23 protein-coding genes and 1 pseudogene are annotated in these 25808 nt (G+C 58.4%); 16 read left to right on the top strand and 8 right to left on the bottom strand.

All coding sequences use genetic code 11. The features are described 5' to 3' along the window. Positions 1 to 41 precede the first annotated feature (41 nt). From HMPREF3158_RS12100 to HMPREF3158_RS12080, 5 genes are all read left to right on the top strand, one after another. A complete protein-coding gene (locus tag HMPREF3158_RS12100; protein WP_235591310.1) occupies positions 42 to 1235 on the top strand; it encodes a metallophosphoesterase family protein in 1194 nt (397 codons plus the stop codon). Positions 1236 to 1341: 106 nt separating this feature from the next. Continuing rightward, a complete protein-coding gene (locus HMPREF3158_RS12095; RefSeq protein ID WP_062035758.1) occupies positions 1342 to 2676 on the top strand; it encodes a carboxyl transferase domain-containing protein in 1335 nt (444 codons plus the stop codon). 13 nt (positions 2677 to 2689) lie between these two features. After that, positions 2690 to 2884, top strand: coding sequence for an acyl-CoA carboxylase subunit epsilon (locus HMPREF3158_RS12090; protein ID WP_061920746.1), 195 nt, complete (start codon positions 2690 to 2692; stop codon positions 2882 to 2884). A 23-nt stretch (positions 2885 to 2907) separates the two neighbouring features. Beyond that, complete coding sequence (locus HMPREF3158_RS12085; protein ID WP_062035759.1) at positions 2908 to 3504, top strand: Maf family protein; 597 nt, start codon at positions 2908 to 2910, stop codon at positions 3502 to 3504. Positions 3505 to 3554: 50 nt separating this feature from the next. Further along, positions 3555 to 3977: a DUF3151 domain-containing protein gene (locus HMPREF3158_RS12080; protein ID WP_070498690.1), complete on the top strand. Its 423-nt coding sequence runs from the start codon at positions 3555 to 3557 to the stop codon at positions 3975 to 3977. An 88-nt stretch (positions 3978 to 4065) separates the two neighbouring features. On the opposite strand, the gene HMPREF3158_RS12075 is transcribed toward HMPREF3158_RS12080, so the two are convergent. Continuing rightward, a complete protein-coding gene (locus HMPREF3158_RS12075) occupies positions 4066 to 5148 on the bottom strand; it encodes a DUF4282 domain-containing protein (RefSeq protein WP_070498688.1) in 1083 nt (360 codons plus the stop codon). Positions 5149 to 5311: 163 nt separating this feature from the next. Then, positions 5312 to 6364 carry a Cj0069 family protein gene (locus HMPREF3158_RS12070; protein WP_070498686.1) on the bottom strand — a complete coding sequence of 351 codons (1053 nt, stop codon included), beginning with the start codon at positions 6362 to 6364 and terminating at the stop codon, positions 5312 to 5314. A gap of 389 nt (positions 6365 to 6753) precedes the next feature. Here HMPREF3158_RS12070 and HMPREF3158_RS12065 point away from each other — a divergent pair, with 389 nt between their 5' ends. The 3 genes from HMPREF3158_RS12065 (at position 6754) to HMPREF3158_RS12055 (ending at position 10108) form a co-directional block, all read left to right on the top strand. Next, positions 6754 to 7605 carry a sulfurtransferase gene (locus HMPREF3158_RS12065; RefSeq protein WP_070455560.1) on the top strand — a complete coding sequence of 284 codons (852 nt, stop codon included), beginning with the start codon at positions 6754 to 6756 and terminating at the stop codon, positions 7603 to 7605. Between the two features lie 151 nt (positions 7606 to 7756). Continuing rightward, entirely contained in the window at positions 7757 to 9526 is a 1770-nt protein-coding gene (locus HMPREF3158_RS12060; protein ID WP_070498685.1) for an acetyl/propionyl/methylcrotonyl-CoA carboxylase subunit alpha, read from the top strand. 18 nt (positions 9527 to 9544) lie between these two features. Beyond that, complete coding sequence (locus tag HMPREF3158_RS12055) at positions 9545 to 10108, top strand: GNAT family N-acetyltransferase (RefSeq protein ID WP_062035765.1); 564 nt, start codon at positions 9545 to 9547, stop codon at positions 10106 to 10108. Between the two features lie 89 nt (positions 10109 to 10197). Here HMPREF3158_RS12055 and HMPREF3158_RS12050 read toward each other — a convergent pair whose 3' ends face one another. Further along, positions 10198 to 13629 carry a pyruvate carboxylase gene (locus tag HMPREF3158_RS12050; protein WP_062035766.1) on the bottom strand — a complete coding sequence of 1144 codons (3432 nt, stop codon included), beginning with the start codon at positions 13627 to 13629 and terminating at the stop codon, positions 10198 to 10200. A gap of 323 nt (positions 13630 to 13952) precedes the next feature. Between HMPREF3158_RS12050 and HMPREF3158_RS12045 the strand changes: the two genes are divergently transcribed. The 5 genes and pseudogenes from HMPREF3158_RS12045 to HMPREF3158_RS12025 all read left to right on the top strand — a co-directional run. After that, a complete protein-coding gene (locus HMPREF3158_RS12045; protein ID WP_158510261.1) occupies positions 13953 to 14360 on the top strand; it encodes a peptidase inhibitor family I36 protein in 408 nt (135 codons plus the stop codon). Between the two features lie 70 nt (positions 14361 to 14430). Next, entirely contained in the window at positions 14431 to 15126 is a 696-nt protein-coding gene (locus tag HMPREF3158_RS12040) for an ABC transporter ATP-binding protein (protein WP_062035768.1), read from the top strand. Between the two features lie 115 nt (positions 15127 to 15241). Further along, entirely contained in the window at positions 15242 to 17521 is a 2280-nt protein-coding gene (locus HMPREF3158_RS12035; RefSeq protein ID WP_141741056.1) for a hypothetical protein, read from the top strand. A gap of 134 nt (positions 17522 to 17655) precedes the next feature. Further along, positions 17656 to 17943: a GntR family transcriptional regulator gene (locus tag HMPREF3158_RS13235; RefSeq protein WP_246816220.1), complete on the top strand. Its 288-nt coding sequence runs from the start codon at positions 17656 to 17658 to the stop codon at positions 17941 to 17943. A gap of 23 nt (positions 17944 to 17966) precedes the next feature. After that, positions 17967 to 18347, top strand: a pseudogene (locus tag HMPREF3158_RS12025) (DUF2083 domain-containing protein); the annotation flags it as partial. Between the two features lie 68 nt (positions 18348 to 18415). Here the strand turns inward: HMPREF3158_RS12025 and HMPREF3158_RS12020 are convergent. The 4 genes from HMPREF3158_RS12020 to upp form a co-directional block, all read right to left on the bottom strand. Then, positions 18416 to 19864 carry an NAD(P)H-quinone dehydrogenase gene (locus tag HMPREF3158_RS12020; RefSeq protein WP_246816219.1) on the bottom strand — a complete coding sequence of 483 codons (1449 nt, stop codon included), beginning with the start codon at positions 19862 to 19864 and terminating at the stop codon, positions 18416 to 18418. Between the two features lie 65 nt (positions 19865 to 19929). Further along, positions 19930 to 21111, bottom strand: coding sequence for a M20 family metallopeptidase (locus HMPREF3158_RS12015; protein ID WP_070498683.1), 1182 nt, complete (start codon positions 21109 to 21111; stop codon positions 19930 to 19932). A 113-nt stretch (positions 21112 to 21224) separates the two neighbouring features. Continuing rightward, a complete protein-coding gene (locus HMPREF3158_RS12010; protein WP_062035772.1) occupies positions 21225 to 21548 on the bottom strand; it encodes a helix-turn-helix domain-containing protein in 324 nt (107 codons plus the stop codon). Between the two features lie 51 nt (positions 21549 to 21599). Next, positions 21600 to 22235, bottom strand: a complete 636-nt coding sequence (upp, locus tag HMPREF3158_RS12005; protein WP_070498681.1) for a uracil phosphoribosyltransferase — start codon at positions 22233 to 22235, stop codon at positions 21600 to 21602. 52 nt (positions 22236 to 22287) lie between these two features. Between upp and HMPREF3158_RS12000 the strand changes: the two genes are divergently transcribed. The 3 genes from HMPREF3158_RS12000 (at position 22288) to HMPREF3158_RS11990 (ending at position 24811) form a co-directional block, all read left to right on the top strand. Continuing rightward, positions 22288 to 22572, top strand: a complete 285-nt coding sequence (locus HMPREF3158_RS12000) for a hypothetical protein (RefSeq protein WP_062035774.1) — start codon at positions 22288 to 22290, stop codon at positions 22570 to 22572. Continuing rightward, positions 22569 to 23504, top strand: coding sequence for a C40 family peptidase (locus tag HMPREF3158_RS11995; RefSeq protein WP_062035775.1), 936 nt, complete (start codon positions 22569 to 22571; stop codon positions 23502 to 23504). The genes HMPREF3158_RS12000 and HMPREF3158_RS11995 overlap by 4 nt, the downstream gene beginning before the upstream one ends. Positions 23505 to 23572: 68 nt before the next feature. Continuing rightward, positions 23573 to 24811: a hypothetical protein gene (locus HMPREF3158_RS11990; RefSeq protein WP_070498680.1), complete on the top strand. Its 1239-nt coding sequence runs from the start codon at positions 23573 to 23575 to the stop codon at positions 24809 to 24811. 99 nt (positions 24812 to 24910) lie between these two features. Here HMPREF3158_RS11990 and HMPREF3158_RS11985 read toward each other — a convergent pair whose 3' ends face one another. Next, a complete protein-coding gene (locus HMPREF3158_RS11985; RefSeq protein WP_246816218.1) occupies positions 24911 to 25795 on the bottom strand; it encodes an amidohydrolase family protein in 885 nt (294 codons plus the stop codon). Between the last annotated feature and the right edge of the window lie 13 nt (positions 25796 to 25808).

The raw sequence follows: 25808 nt of genomic DNA, 5'->3' as shown, positions 1-25808 counted from the left end.
CAAACCGGAGCACAGCAGTCGCGCAAGATGCTTCGCTTCCCTTGGATAGACCCTCGCAAGACGATCAAACGCCATCTCGGCTGGAATTCAATTCCGACGGATCCTTTAAAGTCATTCAGTTCAATGACACTCAAGATGATCACCTAACCGATAAGCGCACAATCGAGTTCATGGAGCACGTTCTCGACGCAGAACAGCCAGGGTTTGTGCTTATCAACGGCGATGTCATTTCCGCCGGCCCAACCACCCCAAAGCAGGTCTACCAAGCCATCAATAACGTGGTGCTGCCTATGGAAAGCCGTGATATCCCGTGGGCCGTTACCTTTGGCAACCACGACGAAGATTCCGCAGAGGAGGGCGGCACTGGTGTGCGCCACCAGCACATGACACAGTTCGTGCGTTCCTACCGCCACAACCGGAATGCGCCTGCCTCGTCCGGCGGCTATGGTGCTTCGAATACGCATCTTGCGCTTTACGACGCCGCGACTGCTCGCTTCAGCTTTTGGCTTCTCGATTCTGGCCGCTATCACCCGGAGATCATCGGTGGACAAGATGCAGCAGATCTGCCGGCCTATGATTACATTCACCCAGAGCAGATTGCGTGGTACGCACAGCAGTCGGATGCGCTGGCCGCGGCGACAGGTTCTCAGGTCGAAGGGCTTATGTTCTTCCATATTCCTACCTATGAGCACCGCGACATGTGGTTCGGCGGCCCGCTCAAGAACGGTCTGCTTGACCACGCGAAAGCGGTAGAGAAGCATGGAATCAAAGGAGAAAAGAACGAAGACTGCTATGTAGGCGCCTTCAATTCTGGTATTTATGCCGCGGCCCAGGCCCGTGGCGACATTCGCGGAATCTACTGCGGCCACGACCACATCAACACCTACATGGGCAACTATTACGGCATCGAATTGGGCTACGGCCCGGGCACCGGTTTTGGGGCCTACGGTCTCCGCGACGGCACAATAGCGCAGCACTCACTGCGTGGCGCACGCGTGTTTGAGTTTTCCGCCAATGCTGAGTCTGTCTATACCGGCACCCGAGTAATCTTTGCCAAGGACATTGGAATTGACATGGCCCCTGCCAAGCAGCCGCTTCAAGAACCAGCGGCGCTTCCGGAATACGTGGAACTTCCGGAAGTCGATGATGCTTCCGCTTCCCCAGGCGAACCTGAAGAAAACGGATCTTCGCAATCTTCGTGGGGGCTTTCTAGCCTAAGCTCGAGTTCTTCCTAGCACTGGGGACTAGCACTGGGGACTAGCACTGGGCGCCATATGATTTCGCGCCATGCCTTCACCGCGAGGTGAGCGTATGGCGCCCAAGCTTGTAGACTGCATATCTATGACTGACATGAAGACCACCGCTGGCAAGATTGAGGACCTGAGCAATAAACTCACCGAGTCCCGAGCGCCACAGGGCGAGGTCCCTGCCGCACGTAGCGCGATTACCGCGTTATTCGATGCCGGCTCCTTCGTCGAAACTGACGCACTGGCGCGTCACCGCTCCACCGACTTCGGCCGCGAGTATGACCGCCCTTATACCGACGGCGTTATCACCGGCTATGGCACGGTAGGCGGCCGCAAGGTATGCGCTTATGCACAGGACGCGACCATCTTTGACGGCACCATGGGCGAGGTTTACGGCGAGAAGATCACCAAGCTTTATGACCTTGCCATTAAGACCGGCGTTCCCATCGTAGCCATGATCGCCGGTGATAAGCCCCGCGCCCAGGAAGGCATCGTTTCCTCCGCAATGCAGGCGCGCATCCTGGCCCGCGCCACCACGGCGTCTGGCCTTATCCCGCAGGTCACCGCGGTCTACGCCGATTCCAAGGATGCTTCGCTGGTCGCCGCGCTTGCCGACGTCACCATTGCACCCGACGGTCATCTCAGCGCCAGCTCCGAAGCCAATGAGATCGCCTTGATCCAGCAGGTTTTGAGCTACCTGCCGGCGAATAACCGCGCTGAGGCCCCCCGCACGGATGCCCCGCTCATGGTGGGCTCCGTCGAAGAAAATATGTCTGCGGATGACGAAGCCCTCAACAGCATCGTCGGCGATTCCGGCGAAGTTGACCTGCACGCAGTCGTCGAAGCTGTCTGCGACGATGTCTTCGAGCTCGAAGCTAAAGTTGAAGGCGTCTTTACCGGCTTCGGCCGCGTCGAGGGCCGCACCGTGGGCATCCTCGCCAACCGTGCAACTTTCGACGCCGCCGCCTCCGTCAAGGCCGCACGTTTTGTCCGCCTCTGCGACGCCTTCAATACGCCAATCCTCGAATTCGTGGATGCTCCTGCCCTGCAGCTGGAAACCGCAGCGCTGGCGAAGTTCGTGCATGCCTACTCCGCCGCGAGCGTCGGCAAGCTCAGCATCATCGTGGGCCGCGCGCACGGTACCGGCTACATCGCTTTCGGGTCCAAGGACCTGGGCGCAGACTTGTCCTACGCCTGGCCGACCGCCGAAATCGCAGTTGCTGACGCCGCTGCATTGGCCCAGGAGCTCGAGATTTCTGAGGAAGAAGCAGCCGAGTATCTAAGCCCGTATCAGGCAGCCGAGCGCGGCCTGGTGGATGCGGTTATCACTCCCGCCGCGACCCGCGCTTCCATCATCGAAGCACTGCGTCTTCTGGAACGTAAAATTGTCCCTACTTTGCCGAAGAAGCACGGCAACATCGTCTTGTAATAAGGAGAACACCATGACTGCTCCTCTGATTAAGGTCCTCAAGGGTAACCCCTCTGACGAAGAAGTCGCAGCGCTTTCCGCAGTTTTGACCCAGCTGGATGCCGATGCCCGCGCCAAGGCCGCAGATACCCGCGCTACCCGCGATCTCTGGGGCCAGCCGGGACAGACCTATAACCCGTCCGCGTTCCGTAACGTGCGCTACTACTAAGCGCCAAGGTTGAAGCCGAATTCATGCGAATTGTCCTCGCTTCTCAATCCCCGTCCCGCGCCTCCATCTTGCGCGGGGCCGGGGTTGAGCCCGTTTTAGCCCCAGCACACGTCGACGAAAGGGCCATCGAGGCGTCGCTAAGCAGCGCCCCGCCTGCCGACGTCGTCGCAGCCCTTGCCACCGCAAAGGCCGAAAAGGTAGCGCCCGATTACCCCGCAGACGTTGTCATCGGCGGCGACTCAATGCTGCTTTTAGATGGTCAGCTGCAAGGCAAGCCGCACACCGAGCAGGCCACCGTGGAGCGCTGGCGCGCCCAAGCCGGCCACTGCGCCGAGCTGTTAACCGGTCACTGCATCATCCATGGCGAAAAGCGCCACGTGGAGACCTCCCGTACCAAAGTCTTCTTTGCATCTGCCACCGAGCGTGACATAGCCGCCTATGCGGCAACGGGCGAACCCTTGGAATGCGCCGGCGCCTTCACCTTAGAGGCTCTCGGCGGCTGGTTCATTGACCGCATCGAGGGCGATCCCTCCTCCGTCATTGGGCTTTCCCTGCCGGTAGTCCGCCGCGCGCTCTATTCCTTTGATTTGCACGTCTCGGACTTCTGGAACGCGGCTTAGATTCCCTAGCCATCTGCACCACCAAACGGATTGGCGGTAGGGTTGCGGGCATGGAAATGAAAGACATGCTAGCCCCTGCCCCTATCCAGTTGCCCGCCGATCCTGGCGCGGATTCCGTTTCCGACCTACAGGCCGGAATCGTCGCACACCCTAATTCCCCACTGCTGTGGGCGCTGCTGGCGGAGCAGGAGCTAACCCGCCTGCGCGAGGACGAGGCCCTGCCGATTGCCTACATCACCGCTTATGCCTACGCACGCACGGGCTACCACCGCAGCCTCGACCGCCTGCGTGGCAACGGCTGGAAGGGCTGGGGCCCAGTTCCTTATGCCCACGAGCCGAACCAGGGCGTTTTGCGCGCCATCGCAGCTCTCGCGCACGCTGCACAGGCAATCGGTGAGCAGGACGAGTACGACCGCCTCCGCCAGATGCTTTCCGACGCCGACCCAGACTGCGTAGCCCGCCTCCTCGACTAAATCGAATACCTAAAACTTAAAAGGCCTCGGTCTCGGCTCTTGAAAAGAGCACATGAGGCCGAGGCTTTTTAGCTGGCAGGTGAAGGGCTTACTTATCCGCTTCTGCCAGTTCGACGAGCTTCTTGGTGTTCTCCGTGGTCTGGATGTTGGAGACGAAGAACTCAAGCACGAGGCGAACCTGAATGAGGTAAATCAGCAGACCCAGGGTGCCGAAGATGAGGTGGCCCAGGATCATCACTGCAGCCATGCCACCGCCAGCAGAGGACGAGCCTGCAAGATCGCCCATGATGCCGGTTAAGGAGCCGCCCGTGACGGCCACGATGAGGCCACCAATCCAGGACAGAACACCGACCACAACTGCGATCACGTAGATGATGGATGCAAACTTCACGGTGATGAAGCTGGAGAACTTGAAGTCAAACAGGGACTTAAAGAAGTTATCCTTCGGCGCCTGCGGGTACTGGTTGAAGCCCTGCATTTGTGGGTTGTAGCCCGGCTGGCCTGGCTGGCCCTGTGGCTGGAAGCCACCAAAGCCTTGCTGGTTCTGCTGGCCTGGCTGGCCCTGTGGCTGGAAGCCACCGAAGCCTTGCTGGTTCTGCTGGCCCGGCTGGTTCTGCGGCTGGTTCTGCGGCTGGAACTGCTGGTTGAAGCCACCCTGGTTGAAGTTGCCGGCCGGCGGAACTGGCTGACCAAAGCTGGATTGGCCAAAACCATTGCCTGCATTGTTATTGCCTGTGTTGATCACGCCGTTTGCGCTACCTGCGTTATCAGCGCTGTGGGAGCCCAATGCAGAGCTTGCGGGCTCGGCGGAAGCGCTGGCAGCCTGAGCGTTCTCAGAGCCAAAGCCCTGGGCATTGTCGGAGCTGTTGAAAGAGGCCTGGTTGAAGTCGGACTGGCCGAAATCAGAGGAAGTCTCACCGAAGTTCACGGTTTCTTCGCTGCTGGTGCCGTGCGCGCCGCCGAAGCTCGATGCCTCGGAGGAATCAGAAGCGCCGAAGGAAGAAGCACCGAAATCGGACTGGCCAAAGTCAGACTTGCCAAAATCAGAATTTCCAAAATCGGAGTTGCCGAAGTCGGAATTACCGAAGGAAGAGGAGCTCATCGCGTCCTCAGCAGCGTGCTGTGGATTCTGGTCGGAGTTGTTTTCTCCGAACTTGTCTGGGTTGGTCATATGAGAGACGTTCCTTTCAATTTATTAAGTACGCACAAAAGAAACTACAACACGCTGCACGATTCGGCAGCCCAATGAGGAATACTCCCTTTATAAGGGGCATATAAAAACCCTGCTTCCACCACCTTCGGGGAAACAGGGTTTACAAAAGTAAGAGGAGACCTTAAGCGTGTTTTGCCTCAACGCGCTTGATGGCTTCAGCGGCAACCTTCTGCTGAATGCCCATGTCAAGCTCGGAAGTAAAGCCCACGCAGGAGCAGTTGATCTCGCCAAGGACATAGGTGTCCTCGCCATTCTCGCCGTCGGCAAGCATGAAATCAGCAGTCCAGATCAGCGGGATGTTGTCACCGCCAAGCTTTTCTGCAATGACCGGACGAACCTCGGCAAACATGTCTACAAGTTCTTGCCAAGCTTCGGGCTTGTCATAGGTGTACTTAGCGCCGGAAAACAATGTGGCGGAGAAGTTGTCGCCGCCTTCAGCCGGCTTCTTGTGCACCACGAAGACTGGGTCAGGGCCGACTAGGAGGATACGGATTTCTCCCTCGACGATGCGCGGCATGAAGCGCATATCAACGAGCATGCCGTTGTCACCGATAATGTACTGGTCACAGAAATCCATGAACTCGCCGAGCTCGCGAACCTCGGTGTGGTTATCCACTGCCTCGGTGCACTTAAGCTTGGTCTCTAGCGGCAGTGCGGTGCCAGGTTCTACCTCGAGGGACTTGTCCTCGAGCTGGACACGCCAGATGCCTTCGCCCGTCGAACCGCGGTTTTGCTTCAGCACGCGCTCGCCGTAAGACAGCGAGGTGGGGAAAGTGTCGTGGAACGACTCAACGTCGTAATATGCCGCAGTATCGGAAGGTACAAGCTCAGTGTCATTGAGCTTGACCAATGCATCCTTGGCACCGTAGGCCATCATCTCATACGGAGTGGACATGCCAACCAGGCCAGCTTCAGAGAGCTTGGTCAGCAGATCAAAGTAGCCTTTCTCGCCGCCTGGGATATTACCCGGGTTCACGCGGGAGATATAAGCGTCGAAGTTTTCGGTGACGTACTCGAAGATGCGCTCAGACCACTCTGGACGGAAGAAGACGACCTCAGAGTGCCAGCCTGCGTCCTTGATGGACTCGACGATGGGCATGGTGTCCTTGCGGTGGCCGTTGAGCTGCTTGTCAGATCCGCCCTCGACCTCGAAGACGACGATTGCCTTGTGCACAGCAATTCCCTTTCGTTTGGGGGTTGTGGGTGATGGTCCGGTACGCCAGCGGCTTTCTGTGGACACTTCGTGTTTCAGACAGTATTTGAGCGATTTACGAAGCGTTTTGTACCGCACCACACCTTAAAAATAACGCAGGTTTGCACCTCCTCGCTGGGTTGTTAACCCCGCATTAACCCCGATACGTTTTCGCCGCTCAAGACACATTTTAGGCACCTGACCTGCAGGCTTGTTATAACCAGTGATTGTGAGGCACGACAATCGGCAAGAAAATGTATGCAACGCCACAATGTTCAGCTCAAGGTGACCAATTTAAGGGCTCAAGCGTTAGAGTTGTTGTGTTTAGAGAGATCTCTTTTATAAACCCCATTTAGAAAGGAAACCGGACCGTGGCCGAGTTCGATCCACATCCCCCATTCCAGGAATATGCGCACCCAGAGCGCCTCGTTTCCGCACCTTGGCTCTCCGCTAGGCTCGGCACCAAGGGCCTGCGCGTTATCGAAGTAGACGAGGATTCCCTCCTCTACGACATCGGACACATCCCGACCGCCTCGCGCATTAATTTCCAAACCGAGCTGCTCGATCCCCTCACCCGCGACGTCGTCGATGCAACCTCCTTCTCCCAGCTCATGCGAGACAAGGGCATTAAGCGGGAAGACACCGTTGTTATCTACGGCGACAAAGCCAACTGGTGGGCAGCCTACGCCCTGTGGGTATTTGAACTTTATGGCCACCCTGACGTCCGCCTGCTCGACGGCGGCCGCGACGCGTGGGTTACCGAAGAGCGCGATACCTCTTTCACGGTTCCAGACTTCCCAGAGTCCGATTACCCAGAGGTAGAACGCGACGACGCCACCTCCCGCGTCTTTGTAGACCAGATGCGCGAGACCGCAGCAAAGCTCGTCGACACCCGCACGCCTGAGGAGTACGGCGGCGAGCCTTCCACCGGCGAGTCCACATATGGCACCACCATGCGCCACGGACACATTCCGGGCGCCGCCAACTTGGAATGGGATCGCTCCGTTTACCCGAATGGCTGTTTCCGCGCGCTTTCTGAGCTCAGCGTCAACTATGGCAACCTCGAGCCAGAAACCGAGACCATCCTCTACTCCCATGTTGGCGCGCAGGCCGCCCACACTTGGTTCGTGCTGACCTTCCTGCTGGGATTCAAGTCCACGAAGGTCTACGACGGTTCGTGGGCCGAGTGGGGAAACATGGTTCGCATGCCAATCGAGAAGTAACTTCTCCGTTCAACACGCCGATTTACTCCCGTATCCTCGCTGGTGCGGGAGTATTTTTGAGAGCAAAACCGGAACTTGATGGTTTACTCATGTTTTTGTGTGCAAGAATAGTGGACAGTCCAATACGATTTTTATCAGGAGGGTTCCTGCCGTGGCAGTTGAAACCAAGAAGATCACCAAGGTGTTGATTGCTAACCGTGGTGAGATTGCAGTCCGCGTCATCCGTGCCGCGCGCGACGCTGGCATCGCCTCCGTCGCCGTTTATGCAGAGCCAGACGCCGACGCACCATTTGTTGCGCTTGCCGACGAAGCCTTCGCCCTAGGTGGGCAAAACTCCGCCGAGTCCTACCTTGTCTTCGACAAGATTCTCGACGCCGCCGCCAAGTCCGGCGCAGACGCCATCCACCCAGGCTATGGCTTCCTGTCTGAAAACGCCGACTTCGCGCAAGCGGTCCTCGACGCCGGACTTATCTGGATCGGCCCTTCCCCACAGTCCATTCGCGACTTGGGTGACAAGGTCACCGCTCGCCACATCGCAGAGCGTGCCGACGCCCCGATGGCGCCGGGCACTCCAGACCCGGTTAAGGATGCAACCGAGGTAGAAGCCTTCGCCGACGAACACGGCCTGCCAATTGCCATCAAGGCCGCCTTCGGTGGCGGCGGCCGCGGCATGAAGGTCGCCTACGAGCGTGACGAAGTAGCAGAGCTCTTCGAGTCCGCTACCCGCGAGGCCACCGCCGCATTCGGCCGCGGCGAGTGCTTTGTCGAGCGCTATCTCGACAAGGCTCGCCACGTCGAGGCACAGGTACTGGCTGACCAGCACGGCAACGTAGTCGTCGTCGGCACCCGCGATTGCTCCCTGCAACGTCGCTTCCAAAAGCTAGTGGAGGAAGCCCCTGCGCCGTTCTTGAGCGATGAGCAGCGCACCGCCATCCATGAGTCGGCCAAGCGCATTTGCCGCGAGGCTGGCTACTTTGGCGCTGGCACCGTCGAGTACTTGGTCGGCTCCGATGGACTGATCTCCTTCCTCGAGGTCAACACCCGCCTGCAGGTGGAACACCCAGTCTCTGAGGAAACCACCGGCCTAGACCTGGTGCGCGAGCAGTTCAACATTGCAGAGGGCGGCGAACTTTCTATCACCGAGGATCCCACCCCGCGCGGGCATGCTTTCGAGTTCCGCATCAACGGCGAGGACGCCGCAACAGGCTTTATGCCAGCACCGGGCACCATCGTTTCCTACAGCGAGCCCTCCGGCCCGGGCGTCCGCGTGGATTCCGGCGTGCGCGAGAACACCGTCATCGGCGGCCAGTTCGACTCCATGCTGGCCAAGCTCATCGTCTGGGGTCCAGACCGCGAGACCGCGCTGCAGCGTGCACGCCGCGCCCTGGCTGAGTACACCGTCGAGGGCCTTCCGACCGTCATTCCTTTCCACCAGGCCATTGTCAACGACCCTGCGTTTAGCGCCGAGAACGGTTCCTTCGATGTCTACACCAAATGGATTGAGGAAGAGTGGGTGGGCGAGCTGCCTGCCTACGTCGACGTTGAAACCCCAGAGGAAGAGGAGGCAGCAGCCTCCCAGAAGTTCGTCGTCGAAGTCGGCGGTCGCCGCATCGAGGTAGCACTCCCAGGCAATCTCCTGCTGGGCGGCGGCGCACCCCGCAAGAAGTCCAAGAAGCGCCGCGGCTCTGGTTCCAAGACCGCCGCGTCTGGCGACGCCGTCGTGGCACCGATGCAGGGCACCGTCATCAAGGTTGGCGTCGAAGAAGGCCAGGAAGTCGCAGAAGGCGACGTCGTGCTCATCCTCGAAGCCATGAAGATGGAAAACCCAGTCAAGGCCCACAAGGCCGGCACCGTCACTGGCCTCAGCGTCGAGCAGGGCGCCCAGATCAACAAGGGCGCCCCATTGCTGGAGATCAAATAGCACACTAGAGTCGGTGGAATGACCGCCAACGACTCTTTGTATGTGGTCCGGCTGGCCAAGGAGCCAGACCGGACCTACCTGTCTCGTCTGCTCTTCCTCGCTGATGTTTTAGGCGACGAAGAGGCCGCCGTCCCTGACTTCCACACGGCAGACGTGGGCCTGTACATCGACGAATGGTCGCCGCTTGTCGACGGCGGCTGCATCGCCGTTTCCAGTCATAACGTACCGATGGGCGGTGCGTGGCTGCGCTACTACACCGGTGCGCGCAAAGGTGCGGCGTACCTGGGCAACCCGGAAGCAGAGCCTTTCGACGAATCCCAGTGGGCAACCCGTTTTGACCCGGAGGAAATCCCCGAGCTATTCATCGCGGTGGAAAACCGCTACCGTGGCTTAGGCGTGGGCCGCCGCCTGCTGCGCAACATTTGCGACCTCGCTGAGGCCCAAGAGGCCCCCGCGATTGCACTGTGGGTCGACCCCGAGAACCCTGGTGCCCGCAAGCTCTACGAATCCGAAGGCTTCGAAGACATCACCGTCCCCGGTGATTCGGAGGCGCCCACCATGGTCAAGTACTTCGCCCACTAGGTTGCAACCGCGCAGAATAGAGCGCACCTCCCGCCGACGCTTCAAAGGTCAGCGGAAGGGGCGCTCTTCTGTTGCCAGCTTATAGCTGATTAGTTAATGACCACGATGAGGTCGCCACCTTCAACCTTGGTGGCCTGGCCGATGGCTACGCGCTCGACCTTGCCGTCCTTGGTTGCGGAGATGGAGGCTTCCATCTTCATGGCCTCGATGACGGCGACTTGGTCGCCGGCCTTGACCTCGTCACCAGCCTTCACGGTGGCGTTGACCACGCCCGCGAACGGCGCGGCCACGTGGCCATCGTTGGACGGGTCGGCCTTCTCCACGGTGGCCACCGAGGACTCCACGTTTTTGTCGCGGACCTTCATCGGGCGAATCTGGCCATTGACGTTGAGCACAACGTTGCGCATACCCTTCTCATCCGGCTCGCCGAGGGCGTCGAGACGCAGCGTGATCGTCTTGAGATCCGCACGATCGTTGGAGCCATCCGGGAAGTAGTGGACGATGTACTCGTTGCCCTCTTCCAAGCCGTAGAGGAAGACGGTGTCCGTGAGCGCCTCAGTGTTGCCAAAGGTGCGGCGGAACTCATTGAACTCCTCGAACTGCTTCGGGAAGAGCAGTCGGTTCAGGGACGCACGGCGCTCGTCAGAGTTGTCGGAGACCAGGTGAGCTTTCTCCTCTTCCGGTACTGGCTTGACGGAGACGTCGCCAGGCGCGCGGCCCTCAAGGACCTTGTCGCGCAGCGGTGGCCAGCCACCTGGAGGGGTACCGAGCTCGCCGCGAAGGAACGCGATGACGGAATCTGGGATGTCGTACTTGGTCGGGTCGGCCTCGAAGTCTGCTGCGTCGACGCCCGCACCCACGAGGTGCAGCGCGAGATCGCCGACGACCTTCGAGGACGGAGTGACCTTGGTCGGACGGCCAAGCATCTCATTGACGGCGGCATAGGTGTCCTCGATGACCTCGAAGCGGTCCTCCAAGCCCAAGGCCGTGGCCTGCGCGCGCAGGTTAGACAGCTGTCCACCGGGGATCTCGTGGCGGTAGACACGGCCGGTCGGGCCAGGAATGCCCTTCTCAAACGGACGGTAGAGCTGGCGGACAGCCTCCCAGTAAGGCTCGAGATCGGAGACGGCTTTCAGATCGATGCCGGTGTCGCGCGAGGAGTTGGAGAACGCCGCGATGATGGCGGACAGCGAAGGCTGCGAGGTGGTACCAGCCAGCGGTGCGGAAGCACCGTCGACGACGTCCGCGCCAGAGAGCGCCGCAGCGTAATAGGTAGCCAGCTGGCCACCCGCGGTGTCGTGAGTGTGGACGTGAACCGGCAGGTCGAATTCCTTGCGCAGCGCCATGACCAGCTTGGAAGCAGACTCAGGGCGCAGCAGGCCAGCCATATCCTTAATGGCCAGCACGTGGGCGCCGGTGTTCACGATTTCCTCAGCCAGCTTCAGGTAGTAGTCCAGCGTGTAGAGCTTCTCCCCCGGCGAGCACATGTCGCCCGAGTAGGCCATGGCAACCTCGGCCACGGTGGTGTTGGTCTCCAGGACAGCGTCGATAGCCGGGCGCATCTGGGTGACGTCGTTCAGCGCATCGAAGATGCGGAAGACATCAACTCCGGACTTGGCAGCTTCCTGAACGAACGCGTTGCACACGTCGTTTGCATACGGGGAGTAGCCGACGGTGTTGCGGCCACGCAGCAGCATCTGGATGTTCTGGTTCGGCATTGCCTCACGCAGCAGATCCAGGCGGACCCATGGGTCCTCCTTGAGGAAGCGCATGGCGACGTCGTACGTTGCGCCGCCCCACGCCTCGACGGAGAAGAGCTCCGGGGTCATGCGCGCGACAGCCTCAGCAGCGGTGACCAAGTCGGTACCGCGCACACGGGTGGCCAGCAGGGACTGGTGCGCATCGCGGAAAGTGGTGTCGGTGACAGCCAGCGCGGACTGGGCACGAATCTTCTCAGCCCACTTCTTTGGACCGAGCTCCAGCAGCTCATCGCGGGAACCGCGCGGCAGTGGCTGGGACTTGTCGAAGGTAGGAATCTTGTCGAAAGGACGCAGCTTGGTCGGGCGCTCGCCGTTTGGCTTATTGACCGTGACATCAGCGATGTAGTCGATGATGCGGCCGGACTCATCCACTGCCGGCGGAGCCTTGAGCAGGTCTGGGTGCTCCGGGATGAAGCCGGTGTCCACGCGTGTGGCTACGAAGTCAGGCTCGCGCAGCAGGGCGCGCAGGAAGCCGATGTTGGTGGCCACGCCGGAGACGGTGAACTCGTTGAGCGCACGCTGCGCACGAGCAACTGCTTGCTCGAAGGAAGCGCCACGGCAGGTCATCTTGACCAGCAAGGAGTCGAAGTTCGGGGAAATCTCCGCACCGACTGCGGTTGCGCCGTCGAGACGTACGCCTGCGCCGCCCGGAGAGCGGTAGGTGGTCAGGGTGCCGGTGTCTGGGCGAAAGCCGTTGGCTGGGTCCTCAGTGGTGATACGGCACTGAAGAGCAGCGCCGGTAAGGGCGATCTCTTCTTGGCGCAGGCCGAGCTCCTCAAGGGAGACACCAGCGGCGATCTGCATCTGGGACTTCACAATGTCCACGCCGGTGACTTCCTCGGTCACGGTGTGCTCAACCTGCACGCGCGGGTTCATCTCAATGAAGACGTGGTTGCCCTTCTCATCCACGAGGAACTCAACGGTGCCGGCACCTTCATAGTTGATGTGCTGGCAGAACTTTACGGCATCGGCACAAATGCGGTCACGCAGCTGCGGATCCAGGGTCGGGGCGGGAGCGATCTCGACGACCTTCTGGTGACGGCGCTGCACGGAGCAGTCACGCTCGAAGAGGTGTACGACGTTGCCCTGGGAGTCCGCCAGAATCTGCACCTCAATGTGCTGGGGCTTGATGACGGCCGTCTCGAGGTAGACGTGGCCGTCGCCAAAAGCCGCCTCTGCCTCGCGGGAAGCCTCAGCACACTTGGTCTTGAGCTCGGCCTCGTTCTCGATGAAACGCATGCCGCGTCCGCCGCCACCGGCGACGGCCTTGACAAATACCGGGAAGGTGAAGTCCTTGGCGTAACCGGCCAGTACATCGGGGTCCGTGGAAGGCTCGGAGTCCTGCAGTGTCGGCAGGCCAGCTTCTTTCGCCGCGCTGACCGCAGCAGCCTTATCACCGGTTAGGTCCAACGTGCTTGGCGTTGGACCAATAAACTTAATGCCATTGTCCTCACACGCACGGGCGAGATCCGCGCGTTCAGAAAGGAAACCGTAGCCTGGGTAGATGGCATCCGCCCCGGACTTCTTGGCGGCGCGAATGATTTCATCAATATCCAGATAAGCCTTCACCGGCTGGCCCTCAGTACCGATACGGACAGCCTCATCAGCGAAGGCGCGGTGGAAGGAGTTCCGGTCCTCACGAGGGTAGACCGCGACGGTCTTAGCCCCAGTCTCAAAGGCAGCACGGAATGCGCGCACGGCAATTTCGCCACGGTTGGCTACCAGAATCTTTTTGAACGATGGAAGCGCGGGATTAGCCACTTCTGTGTTCCTTTCAACTCGGAAGGCGCTGAAATACAGCGTCTCCACTCGGGTGATCCGCATCTCAGTTTAGAGAGCTGCCCCTAAAATGTCTGCCCTTTTCTACGCCGAATTCGCCACACATACCAGCAGTGGAGTGACGCCCTAGGGGATTTCTGCAGCTCGACCAGTAACAACAGACTTACGACCCCTGTAAACCTTGCAAATTTTTTCCTCAACAAGATTCAGCGGACCCCACCTTAGGTTTACGAAGAATTCACCTTCTCTACATGAAAGTTTCCTTTTAATTAATTCCTATTTATATTCAGAGAGTTATTTTCTTAGTGCGCACTCAGCGCACATTCCACCAGTCTCTAACAAGGAGAGAAAATGAGAATAAAAAACTCGCTACAGCTAGCGCTATTATCGCGGCACTAAGCGGTATCGCTGTACCGACAGCCAACGCCTCGGCAAGTGAATGCGGCGGAGGCCTTGTATGCATTTTCAATGAAGCGAACTTCGGAGGGTTCCTGGGATCCCGTGGCCCAGGAATCGGAATTATGAATGTTTCGCGCAACGCTAATGACAAGACGTCATCGTGGATCAATAACACCGGAGGCCATGCCGCTTGGTATCAGCACGCCAATGGCGGCGGCAAGTGCCACACCATGACCCCATTTTCCAATAACAATTATGTGGGCTGGTGGGACAACGACACCCTCACCTCCTGGCGCACCAATCGGGGCTGCTAAGTAATCAATCGTTAGCTGGGAAGAAGGACGAAATTCACCTTTCTTCCCAGCTTCAATACTTCAGAATTAAATGACCCATATTCGCATTCACCAAGTTCATAAAACGCTCGGCTCCGGCCCTAAAGCTACTCACGCACTCAAAGGAGTTTCTTTAGAAGCAGAAGCTGGAGAATTCATTGCCATCTCCGGAAAAAGCGGTTCAGGAAAAACAACCTTTTTGGACGCCCTGTCCGGACTAATATCCGTCAACTCGGGCTCCATCACGGTTGACGGAATCAGGGTAGACACCGCGTCCGAAAAGGACTTGCTTCGACTACGCAGGGAGGTTGTTGGCGTTGTCCACCAATCCGATCTCATCATTCCCGAGCTAACCGCGGCAGAAAATGTACAACTCGTCCTCTCAGCGGCAGGATACGAGGCTACAGAAGCTCGAACGGCGGCCGAATCCCTCCTAAAACAGGTAGGACTCGAGGGGTTAGAAACTCGATACCCCGACGAATTGTCCCGCGGGCAATGCCAGCGGGTGGGTATTGCCCGTGCATTGAGCGGGAAACGGTCCGTCCTATTGGCAGACGAGCCTTCTGCTGCCCTGGATGAACAAAACTCGCGAAGCGTATTCGCCTTGTTCCAAAAACTCGCTAGCGAAGGAACGACCATCATTACCGCTTCCCATGATCCGATCGTACTGGAGTATTGCACGCGATCTTTCACCCTGATCGACGGCCTACTGCACAACGACCAAGAAGCGGAGAAGTCACTTGGTTAGTCAACTTCTGTTTAAAATCACCAAGCAGCAACCCAAAGTGCGCCTTATGTACGCACTAGCCGCGCTCAGTATTCTTCTCCTTGCTGCAACGGCCACAAGCTCAATGCTTATGACAATGTCCGTCGAGCAACACGTCGCATCCAATCTAGGCGATAACCAGCAGAGAGCAGACGCACCCTGTTCACTTGCTCTAGGCGACAAAATCGACGATTGCCTATCCTCACCGGAAGATCCCGAACGGTTCTCTCGTGAACTTATATCGCAGGATTTCTACACGGACGCTGACCCCGGTCGCAGGATGACATACGCAGAAGGTGATTGGGAAAGCCACGGTTCCAGCTACGGCTTAACCTTGAAATCAGGGCGGTGGCCAACTTCACCCGGGGAAATAGTTGCAACCACGCCTAGCGGCATTTCCGAGGAAACAGAGGTCAGTGCCTTTAGCAGCAACCTCAAGGTAAACGTGGTCGGCACCGTCACAAATGAGTTTATGCCGAAGGCAAGCGCTGTTTATGCGGCCCCAGGTACCTGGGATCTCACTACTTCACCTGTATCTCCATCAAGCGTTGGAGCACGCCCAATGCTTTTGGATAACCAGTCCTCGAACCTGAGCGAACTGGAAAAGACAATGAACCGCATTGCACACAGTGATAATGCCGAGCTCAGTGCCAAAGAGGCAGTGAAACTGTCATACCTCTCTAAGCAATCGCTGGAAGAACAACCTCCCAAAAGCCTCCTTGATGAATACTCGTTTTTCTTCGGTGCGTTTGCGTTTGTCTTGCCGCTGTTCTTCTCCGCTTTCTTAACGACTACTCAACGCCGCGCACTCAAAACTCCAGCTACTTCACTACATCAACTCGGAATTGCCAGAAAGAAGTTGTGGAGTATCTTTCACCTCCGTCTTCTTTTCCTAGTTCTATCCATTTCAACCTGCGCTATTGTCACCGGCGCACTCATTCCCCACCTCTTTAGGAACCAACTAGCAAAGCTGGGATCCGTACCCGGGCGAGATTTCGCACTCCCCTGGAAGTGGTGTTGCTTGCTGCTCGTCTCCGCAGTACTTCCGCCAATTTTTAGCGCGCTGACAACCGTGCTTCCAGTACGATTTCATAAAACTCACGCTGCTGAACATAAGCTTTCCTCGAAATGGAAAAGAGCGTCGGCTGGGATCATCCCCACTTTGTGCGGCATAGCACTAGCAACCGTGCTATTCGCAGGGGTAGTCGGTCCGGAAATTTTCACAACCCTAGCCCCGATCCCCACGTTGGCGCTCGCTTTTGCGGTGGCGCTCCTTTTGACTATTTCGATTAAAAGCAATGCCCCCACGTCACCGAGTCGTCTTGCTCGGCGGTTTTTGAGTTCACACCGTTTTCTTCCACTTATTGGGCTGGGCTTATTATCCAGCACGGTTGGGATAGCCATTTTTAGCAGCAGTCTGGCCGCTAGCATGACCGCTTCGGAAGCTGAATCCTATGCACCAATTGTCCCACCTGACCAGGCAATCTTAACTCTGCCAGCTGAGACGGACTCCGTAAATGGAACTGCACAGAATTCTTTAGTCGCCCAAGGTGACCTGCCCGAGCCTATTTCCGTGCAGCGACTTTCCGCAGGACTACCGATGGATCCCAATATCTCAGGAGCTTTTGGCGTTCTATCCGTTCACGATATCGATAGTTGGGAAAAGCTTACCGACGAAAGACTAACTTCTGACGAAAGGAAAACTCTTGAACGCGGCGGCGTTCTCGTACGCGACGAAAAGCTTGTCGACGCCTCCCACACACAGATCACTGATTCAAGCGGAAAGTCGCACATCCTCGATGCCCAAGAGAGTTCTTTTGGACATTACTGGGGCAGACAAGTTGGAGGTGTCGTTTTAGAAGCTACGGCTCAGCAGCTTGGGCTTCCTACTAATTCACCCCTCTGGGTATTCGACGGATTATCCGCCCAAAAGGCAGAACGTGTGCCAAAAGTCGCAAACGAACTTGGCATACCGCCCGAAGACATCCAGCTTTCCAAAGGTTACGAAACCGAGACCCCCTTATCGTTCTACATCAGCCTTACGGCAGCTCTACTTTCCGCTATTGCCATAGCCTTGGTGGTTTCACGCGGACTGAGTAGCAGTATGAAAGCGTTACATACCGCCTTTTTCCATCTAGGGCTTAGCCGTGATTGGAGCATCAAATCTCTTTCGTGGGCCATAAGCTTTATCTGTTTTAGCTCCCTAGTAATCGGAACCTTTAGCGGTCTCGCTCCTTTAGCAGGATTTAGCTTTCTACTTGGCGACGGCTTTCTATTCGCCATCGATTGGACAGCAATGGGATTAACCATAATCGCAGTTCTACTTGGCACTGTCATCGGAACATTCGCTCAACGAAACCGTCTTAACCAGCGCTAATTGCCGATTCACTCAGCCCGCAGTCACATCTACCGTTGACCGTGGGCACCTTCCGTTATGTGGTTACCCACATAGGTAGTAAACCCATAAACCAGAAAGGGAATCTCTATGCCACTTTCACAGAGGTCTGCGTAATGAGTGACACCCGGCCTATTTATCAGCAGCTGACAGGAGGAATCAGAGACATTATTATCAGCGGCGAGCTGCCAGAAGGCGAACACGCCCCCAGCACCAACGAGCTTTCCGCGTTCCATTCCGTCAACCCGACCACCTCCGCCAAGGCACTTACCGTCCTCTTCGCGGAAGGCCTGCTAGAAAAGCGGGGTCAAGTCCGCGGAAGTGGTGTATCTGTGCTTTCTGAATCGAGGACAGTGTCAGGGGTGGTGCTAGGGTCCGGTCCGGGGTTGATGTCGGTTCATTAGGCTGCCTCTTTGATGGTTTGGTCTTCGCCCGCTCGGGTGGTTCTTGCCCGCTGTGGGTAGTCCACCGCGCCTTTGAAACGCCCAACCGCATCACCCGCCAGGTAGCCGCCATGCCGGATGGCCATTCCTACCTGTGGATAGGTCGCTTTGTGCAAGGAACCGCAAAATCTTGGGGAACCCCTCGCAAGGAATTCGCCGTGGGCTTAGGCTGCGATATCTCTGAGGCCGACCGCATTGTCTACGCCGATGCTCTTAATCTAGACTTATCCGCCGCCACCCCTATCGGCCCTGGTTGTACCGCTTGCCCGCGCGAACATTGTCCCCAGCGTGCCCTTCCACAAGCAGATCGTCCCATCCAGGTTTCACTCAATCGCACCGCCGAGCATTCCTACTCCACCTTTTAACAACGCATGCAAAAGCGCCCACCCTAGGCTGGTTGCTAAAGGCGGGCGCAAAAGAAAGGAAAGATCGCTTACTCCAGGTCATCGTGAGCCACGAGACGGCGTGCCGCCTCAGTGATGGTGCCGGACAGCGACGGGTAGACCGCGAAGGAATCAGCCAGCTGGTTAACGGTCAGCTGGTTGGTCACTGCCACAGCAATTGGCAGGATGAGCTCGGAAGCGGTCGGTGCAACGACGACGCCGCCGATAACGCGGCCGGAGGTAGCACGGCAGAACAGCTTCACGAAACCGTGGTTCAGCGAGCGCATCTTCGCGCGCGGGTTGGTGTTCAGCGGCATCGTAATGGTGCGCGCGGAAACCTCGCCGGCCTCGATTTCTGCCTGGGTGAAGCCCACGGCTGCGATCTCCGGGCGCGTGAAGACGGCCGTGGCGACAGTCTTCAAACGCAACGGCGAAACGCCTTCACCAAGTGCGTGGTACATCGCGATGCGGCCTTGCATAGCGGCCACGGAAGCCAGCGGGAACAGGTCGGAGCAGTCACCGGCTGCGTAGATGCCCGCGACGTTGGTGCGAGAAACGCGGTCAACCTTGATGTGGCCCGACTTCTGAGTAGCCACACCAACGTGCTCAAGGCCAAGTTCCTGGGTATTCGGGATGGAGCCGATGGACATGATGACGTGTGAGCCATGAATCTCGCGGCCGTCCTGCGTCTTGACCACAACATTGCCGTCTTCGGTACGAGTAACGGTCTCAACGCGGCAGTTCTTCTCCAACTCCACACCGCGCTCAGCCAGAACGGTCTCGAGGACGTCGGCTGCGTCGGCGTCATCATGCGGCAGAATACGGTCACGGGAAGCCACCATGGTTACCTTGACACCCATCTCTGCAAAAGCAGAAACGAACTCCGCACCGGTCACACCAGAACCGACCACGATGAGGTGCTCCGGATCTTCCTTCAAGTCATAGACCTGCTGCCAGGTCAGGATGCGCTCGCCGTCTGGCTGCGCGCCCGGCAGGATGCGCGGGGTGGCACCGGTAGCCACGAGCACGAGGTCTGCCTCGAGGGTTTCAGTTTCGCCTTCGCGCTTGACGACGTCGACCTTGTGCGCCGCGCCCTGCACCCCATGCTGGTCCTCGCTGAAGCTCGCGCGGCCGTCAATAACGTTGACGCCGATCTTCCCCAGGCCTGCACGAACGTCTGCCGACTGCTTGCCGGCCAGCGCCTGCACGCGTTCGTTCAGGGCCTGCAGCTTCAGCTGCATTGAGCCGAGCTGCTCGTTGAGCCCCATGGCTTCAGCGCGACGAAAGTCGGTGCGCAGGTTTGCACCAGCAATGAAGGACTTGGAAGGAACGCAGTCCAGCAAGACGGAAGAACCGCCGGGGCCCTGCTCTTCAACCAGGGTAATCTGTGCGCCGTACTTGGCTCCGGCAATGGCAGCCTCGTAACCTGCTGGGCCGCCACCGATGATAACGATGCGCGGGGCATCCTCGATTGCAGCGTCTAGCGTTTCCTTCGTCACTGTCTAATGCTCCTTTATAGAGTGTTTAAGGACCTAATCCTTAAGACAGTGTAATGGTTGCTCCCCTATTCCTGCACCTTGGTAAATTGCTCCACCACGGAGCCGAAAAGTTTCACGCCTACACCGATGCAGCGCTCGTCGACATTGAGATCCCCCATGTGTAGATCGTGCTGCTCGCCCTCGCCAGACCAGCAGCCCAGACGCGCCATGGAGCCCGGCACGTGTTCTAAGTACCAAGAGAAGTCCTCGCCGCCGGAGGATTGCGGGGCCTGGACGACGGCCTGCGGGTCGATGGCCTGTGCGGCAGATGCTAGCAGTGCGGTAGAGACGTCGTCGTTAAGCACGGGCGGAACGCCGCGGTGATAGGTCAGCTCGTGTTCCACCCCAACCGGCGCCAATACCTGCTCCACGAGCTCCGAAAATAGCGCTTGCATGCCGCGCCAGATAACGATGTCCGCGGTGCGCATCGTGCCCGTTAGCGTGCCAGACTCCGGCATTGCGTTCGGCGCATAGCCGGAATTGACCTGTCCGAAGACCAAGACCGTTCCCGTCCGCGGATCCACCCGGCGCGACAGCAGGGCCGGCAGCTCCGTGATGGCCTTGCCCAAAGCGTAGACGACGTCTGCAGAAAGGTGCGGGCGGGAGGTATGACCTCCTGGGCCTTTGATCTCAAGCTCGACGACGTCGGTTGCAGAGGTAATCGCCCCGGCACGCACGCCAATTCGGCCCACGCGCAGCTTCGGCTCCACGTGTACCGCGAAGATGGAGTTAACCCCTTCAAGAGCGCCCCACTCGATCACATCCGTGGCGCCGCCGACCCATACTTCCTCCGCTGGCTGGAAGATAACGCGTACACCCAACGGCAAGGAATGCGCGCGCTCGAAATCCGCCAGAGCGCACGCAAGCCCCAAAGCGATGGTGGTGTGCACGTCGTGGCCGCAGGCGTGCATGGCGCCGGGGTTTTCGGAGGTGTATTCCAACCCCGTGACCTCGGTAACCGGAAGTGCATCGATGTCGGCGCGAAAGGCCAAACGGCCCTGCTCGGTATCAGGGCCGATATCAACCATCAGGCCAGTCTGCGGGAAACGCTGCGGATTTAACCCATACTCTTCGAGCCTACGGGCGATGAAGTTGGTGGTCTCAACTTCATTATTGGACGTTTCCGGGTGCCGATGAATATGGCGGCGCCATGCAATTACTTCCGCGCGATGATTGTCGAACCACTCATTCACGAATGTGGAAATCACTCGGCACCTCCCAAAATTTTTCTACTGACCTCAAAGTCTACAACTAGACAAAGCGGTTCAGGTAGTCACGCAGCTCAGCGTCGGAATATACCAAGTGGTGCAGTTTTTCTTCTTTAAAATTCTGCGGCCGCTGCGAAGCGACGCCGGTCGATATACTCGGGCGCAAACGGGGTGACTTCGTCAAGCATGTGCTCCGCATCGGGCAGCAACGCAGAGGGTGGCACCTCTAGCGCGAATGCCAACTTAAACATCGTTGAAAGCTGCGGATCCGCACGCAGCGGCAGCGCCTTATCCGTACGCTCCAAGTTTGAGATTTGGCTGCGCGAGACCCCCGAGATTTCCGCCAAAGCCTGTTGGGACATGCGACGCCGTGCACGAATCCCCCGTAGCCGCGCCGCAAAGTCATGCCCTACTAACGCCCACGTTTTGTTGGCCACGAATCTTTCCTTTCCCCCATAAGTAGTTCGTGGCCGCTAGCCTAGCGCAGATTAGAAATCGATGTTGCGCGGGCCGTAGAGGCGGTCACCGGCGTCGCCCAAACCAGGAACGATGTAGGCGTCTTCATTCAGGTGCGAGTCAATCGCGGCAGTAACCAGACGCACAGGCAGGCCAGAATTGGCCAGCGCATCGACGCCTTCCTGCGCGGAAACCATGCAGATTGCGGTGATGTCGGTGGCTCCGCGGTCTGCCAGCAGCTTTAGGGAATGCAGCAAGGAACCGCCGGTGGCCAGCATTGGATCCACCACGAAGACGGTGCGGCCGGAAAGATCCTCTGGCAGTGCCTCTAGGTAAGGGACCGGCTCGTGGGTCTCTTCGTTGCGGGCCATGCCGATGAAGCCCACCTGCGCATCTGGGATCATGGCGAGAGCTGGGTCAATCATGCCCAGTCCCGCGCGGATAATCGGAACGATGATTGGCGGGTCGAGCAGGCGGCTGCCTTCGGCTGTTGCCACGGGGGTCTCGCAATCGAAGTGCTCGACGTCGAGTTCGCGGGCGGCCTCGTAAACAAGCATGGTTCCGAGGTCTTTGAGGGCGGCGCGGAATGCGGAGTTATCACTGCGGGCATCGCGCATGATGGTCAGGCGGGAAGCAGCAAGCGGGTGATCTACTACGTGGATGTCCATGGTTTCCCACTTTAGAACTTTTGGGAACCGTTTGGGTTTTGGGGCAGTCCAAATGACCATGACGACTTTCACGATTGATACCGAGCTCACCCGACATCTAGCCCGCGAACTTTTTGCCGCCACGCAAGAGACCACTCCTCCACTTCCGCATATACCTGACGGTTCACTTTCTGCATTTGGTGCTCATCTTTGTGACGCCGTTGCCAACCTCAACTCCCGCACAGAATCTCTGCGCGCGGATATGGAAGAGGTAGCCGCGGCGTCGGTAGCCATGGCAGAGGAGGCGGACGCCGCTGATTCTGCGGCTGCCGCTCATCTGGGAGGTGTTCTTTCATGATTGAGGCAGCGGTAAAGCAGATTTCGCAAATGGCTCCTCCTGCGCTACCGGCGGTAGACCTGCCAAAGGTCCCGGATTTAGAGACTGTCCCGGCGCTGGCAGAGATTGCACACGGTGACCCTTCCAAGCTTCTCGACGCCGCGAATGTCCTTAAAAAAGACCGCACCACCATCGAAAACGCGGTATCCCAGGCGCAACAACTGATTAAAGCTGCAGGCCGCGACCTCATTGGTATTGGCATCTCGCTGTTGACCAAGGCCGCCCCCGTGGCTTTGGGGATGCTCGTTCCGAACCCGGCAATCAATGCGGCAGCTCGGGCGCACATACAAGGTTTGATCGCGTCCCATCTGGCACAGGCTTTTGCGCGCTTAAAACAGCTTTTGAGCGAACTGTTGGCGGCGGCGCAGCCGCTATTGCCCATTGCCCGGCGCGCGGTGGAAAAGACTGTCAATGGCCGCAGCTCTGAGCCTGCCGAGCCGCATATAGCGCCGGGAAATAGTGAGAAACCAAGCGAGGTTAAGCCGGTCGCCGGGCTTTCATCTACAGCTGCAGCACAGGCGGCGGGTTCTTCCAGCGCAGGTGCGGGAAGCGAGCAAGGCAAGGCCGCAGTCGCTGCGGCGATGAGCAAACTCGGTACGCCTTATGTTTGGGGCGGTACGGGTAGCGGCGGCTTCGATTGCTCCGGTCTTACCCAATGGGCGTGGCGCCAGGCGGGCGTGGAGATTCCGCGAACGGCGGAAGCACAGACCGTGGGCAGGCAGGTCAGCGCAAATGAGCTCCAGCCGGGAGACCTCGTGGTGTGGGACGGGCACGTCGCGATGTACAAAGGCGGCGGCGAGATGATTGAAGCTGGCAGCCCAGTGGAGACGAGTCCGTTACGCACCAGCAATATGGGTATGGCCTTCAAGGGCTTTTGGCGGCCCACCGGCTAAAAGCATCTCGCTGGACTCGGGATATGCGAATACGGCGAATCTAAAGTGTTTGGGTAGACTGTTTGCCCATGAGCACACGCGCAATTGTTCCAGTCCAGCTCTCCTTGACCGAGGGCGATTTCTACACCCTATGGGCGCCAAAGTGGCGCCAGAATGGCTCTGAGTGGCAGGCATTTTTGGGGGACGCGGAATCAGTCCTCGTTTTCAACTCCGAAGCAGAGATGCTGTGCTACCTGGAGTCCGGAAAGCACCATGATCTCCTCGACCATCCACAGTGGTCCGAGTTCGATGCGCGTGCCGAAGACCGCGTCAGCCCAGCGAAGAAGGAAGTCTTCGATCTCATCGGAATGCCGGCGCACCTAGCTGGCCGCCCCAGCCACGAAAACGTTAGCGCGGTTGCTCGCTGCCTAGAGGTCGCCGAGTCTCTCGCTAACGTAGCCGGCGCCGAGCACACCGTGATTTTCTTCGCCTCCCACTCCATCCTGCGCAACGTCCCGCGCGGTGCAGACCACTATGCGGGCGAGCAAGGCATGAGCGAATGGTCTGGTGTAGGCCGCGTAATCCTTGCTAACTGGAAGAAAGTAATCGAAGACCTCGATTCCAACGTCAAGGTAGTAGATTCTTCCGAGTTAGACTCGGCGCAAGTCGCTTCAGCCGAAGAGCGCATCGCAACCGCAACCGCGGCGGCCGAGAAGGAACGAAAAGAAAAGGCGGAGGCACGCAAAGCTGCTGCGGCGGCAGCGGACCCATATGACAACTCCCCATGGGCTGCGGCTGGCATCGATCCGGTCAAAATCACCGCAGACATGAAGTCGGTTTATACGCTGCGCACCTACCTAGACGGCAAACCCGTGTTCTTGGGCAAGTGGGGCGAAATCTTCACCTTCAACTCCCCGAAGACTCTCGTTCGCTGGATTATGGAAAACGACGAGCATGATCTTGCCCGCGTTTCCACCTGGGAGGAACTCGTCTCCGCGGCCAACGCCGGCGAGCTAGAGCTTAGCGTTCACCCGGATAATCAGTACACCTTCAACGGGCTTACCCGCGATATCGAGAAGGGCCCCGAGGCAGTCGACCAAGACCAGATGGGCCGCTGCTACGAGGTTTGCGCAGACGCCGCAGACTGGGCTGGCGACGACTCTATTAACTCCTACATGCTCGAAAACCCACGTTTCCAGGATTACTTGGGCTACATGCTGGGCTCTACCGAGCACGCAGGCTACGTCCCCTCGAAGCCTTATAACCACCACGCAGAGGCATGGAAGGGCCTAGAGGAAATGCTCATCAAGCGTTTCTCCCGCTTCTAGCCTCAACGTGAAAGGACCCTGCATCGCAAGATGCAGGGTCCTTTACGATGCAGGGTCTTTTGCTTGTGCTGGCATTACTTCGCCGGCTGCTCCGGGGAACTATTCCGAGGCGACGGACTCTTCGGTGTCCGGTCCTGCAAGCTCAGGGTCAGAAAGCTCCTCGTATGCGGGAAGGATGACAGTCTCCAGCAAGTGCTGACGCTCCTCCTCAGTGCTAAACGAGTTCTCCAGCGCCTTCACACTCAAATCGAAGAACTCCTCCAACCCGTAGCCAAAGTGCTCGGTTAAGGCCAGGAACACCTCATTGAGATTGCCCGAACCGGCGGTTACGGCACAGGTAAAGCCCAGCTGCTGTAGCAGCGGCAGCGGATGGTCGCTGAATTCCGCAAAAGACAGTGGCTCAAAGGTAGCTGCCAGATGGCGATCCCGAATCCAACTCGAGACCGTTCCTGGCTGGATGCCCTCAAGATCGGCGGAGAAATCATCCGGCAGCTGGGTCGCATGCGCCAAACGAGTGGCACCGGCCTGCACAGCAGCAGCAACCGCCTCGAATTCGAGGCCGCGAACATCAACAACGAAAGGCACGAAATTCGCGCGCAGGTCCGCAACAACCTGCGGATCACTCTCGCCTTCCAGCACAAAACCGACGACCTGCGAGCCCAAACGGGCGCTGGCGGACTGCGGGGCGTTGGTCAGCAACAAGCGTGCATCAATTCCGGAAACATCGAGGCCGGCTGTCGCTGCTTCGAGCGCGGCTTCCGCACCAAAAGCAAATGCCTGTGGGTCGAAACGAATCTCTGCATACACCACGTTCGCCGCGGCCAATTCCTGAACATATTCGCGCATCGCCGCGGTCAAGGCGGCGCTATCTGCGGGCAAAGATTCCGGCGCGAAAACCGCATCCAATTCGACCTTGGGTAGACGAGCGATAAGCTCCGGCGCGGAATCTTTATTTTCTGGGCTGATTAATGGTGCGTCATGCATAAGACACATCCTA

Source organism: Corynebacterium sp. HMSC06G04 (genome assembly GCF_001807365.1).
Taxonomy (GTDB): domain Bacteria; phylum Actinomycetota; class Actinomycetes; order Mycobacteriales; family Mycobacteriaceae; genus Corynebacterium; species Corynebacterium simulans.
Note: the sequence above shows the minus strand (reverse complement) of the source record. Positions and strands in the feature narration are given on the sequence as shown.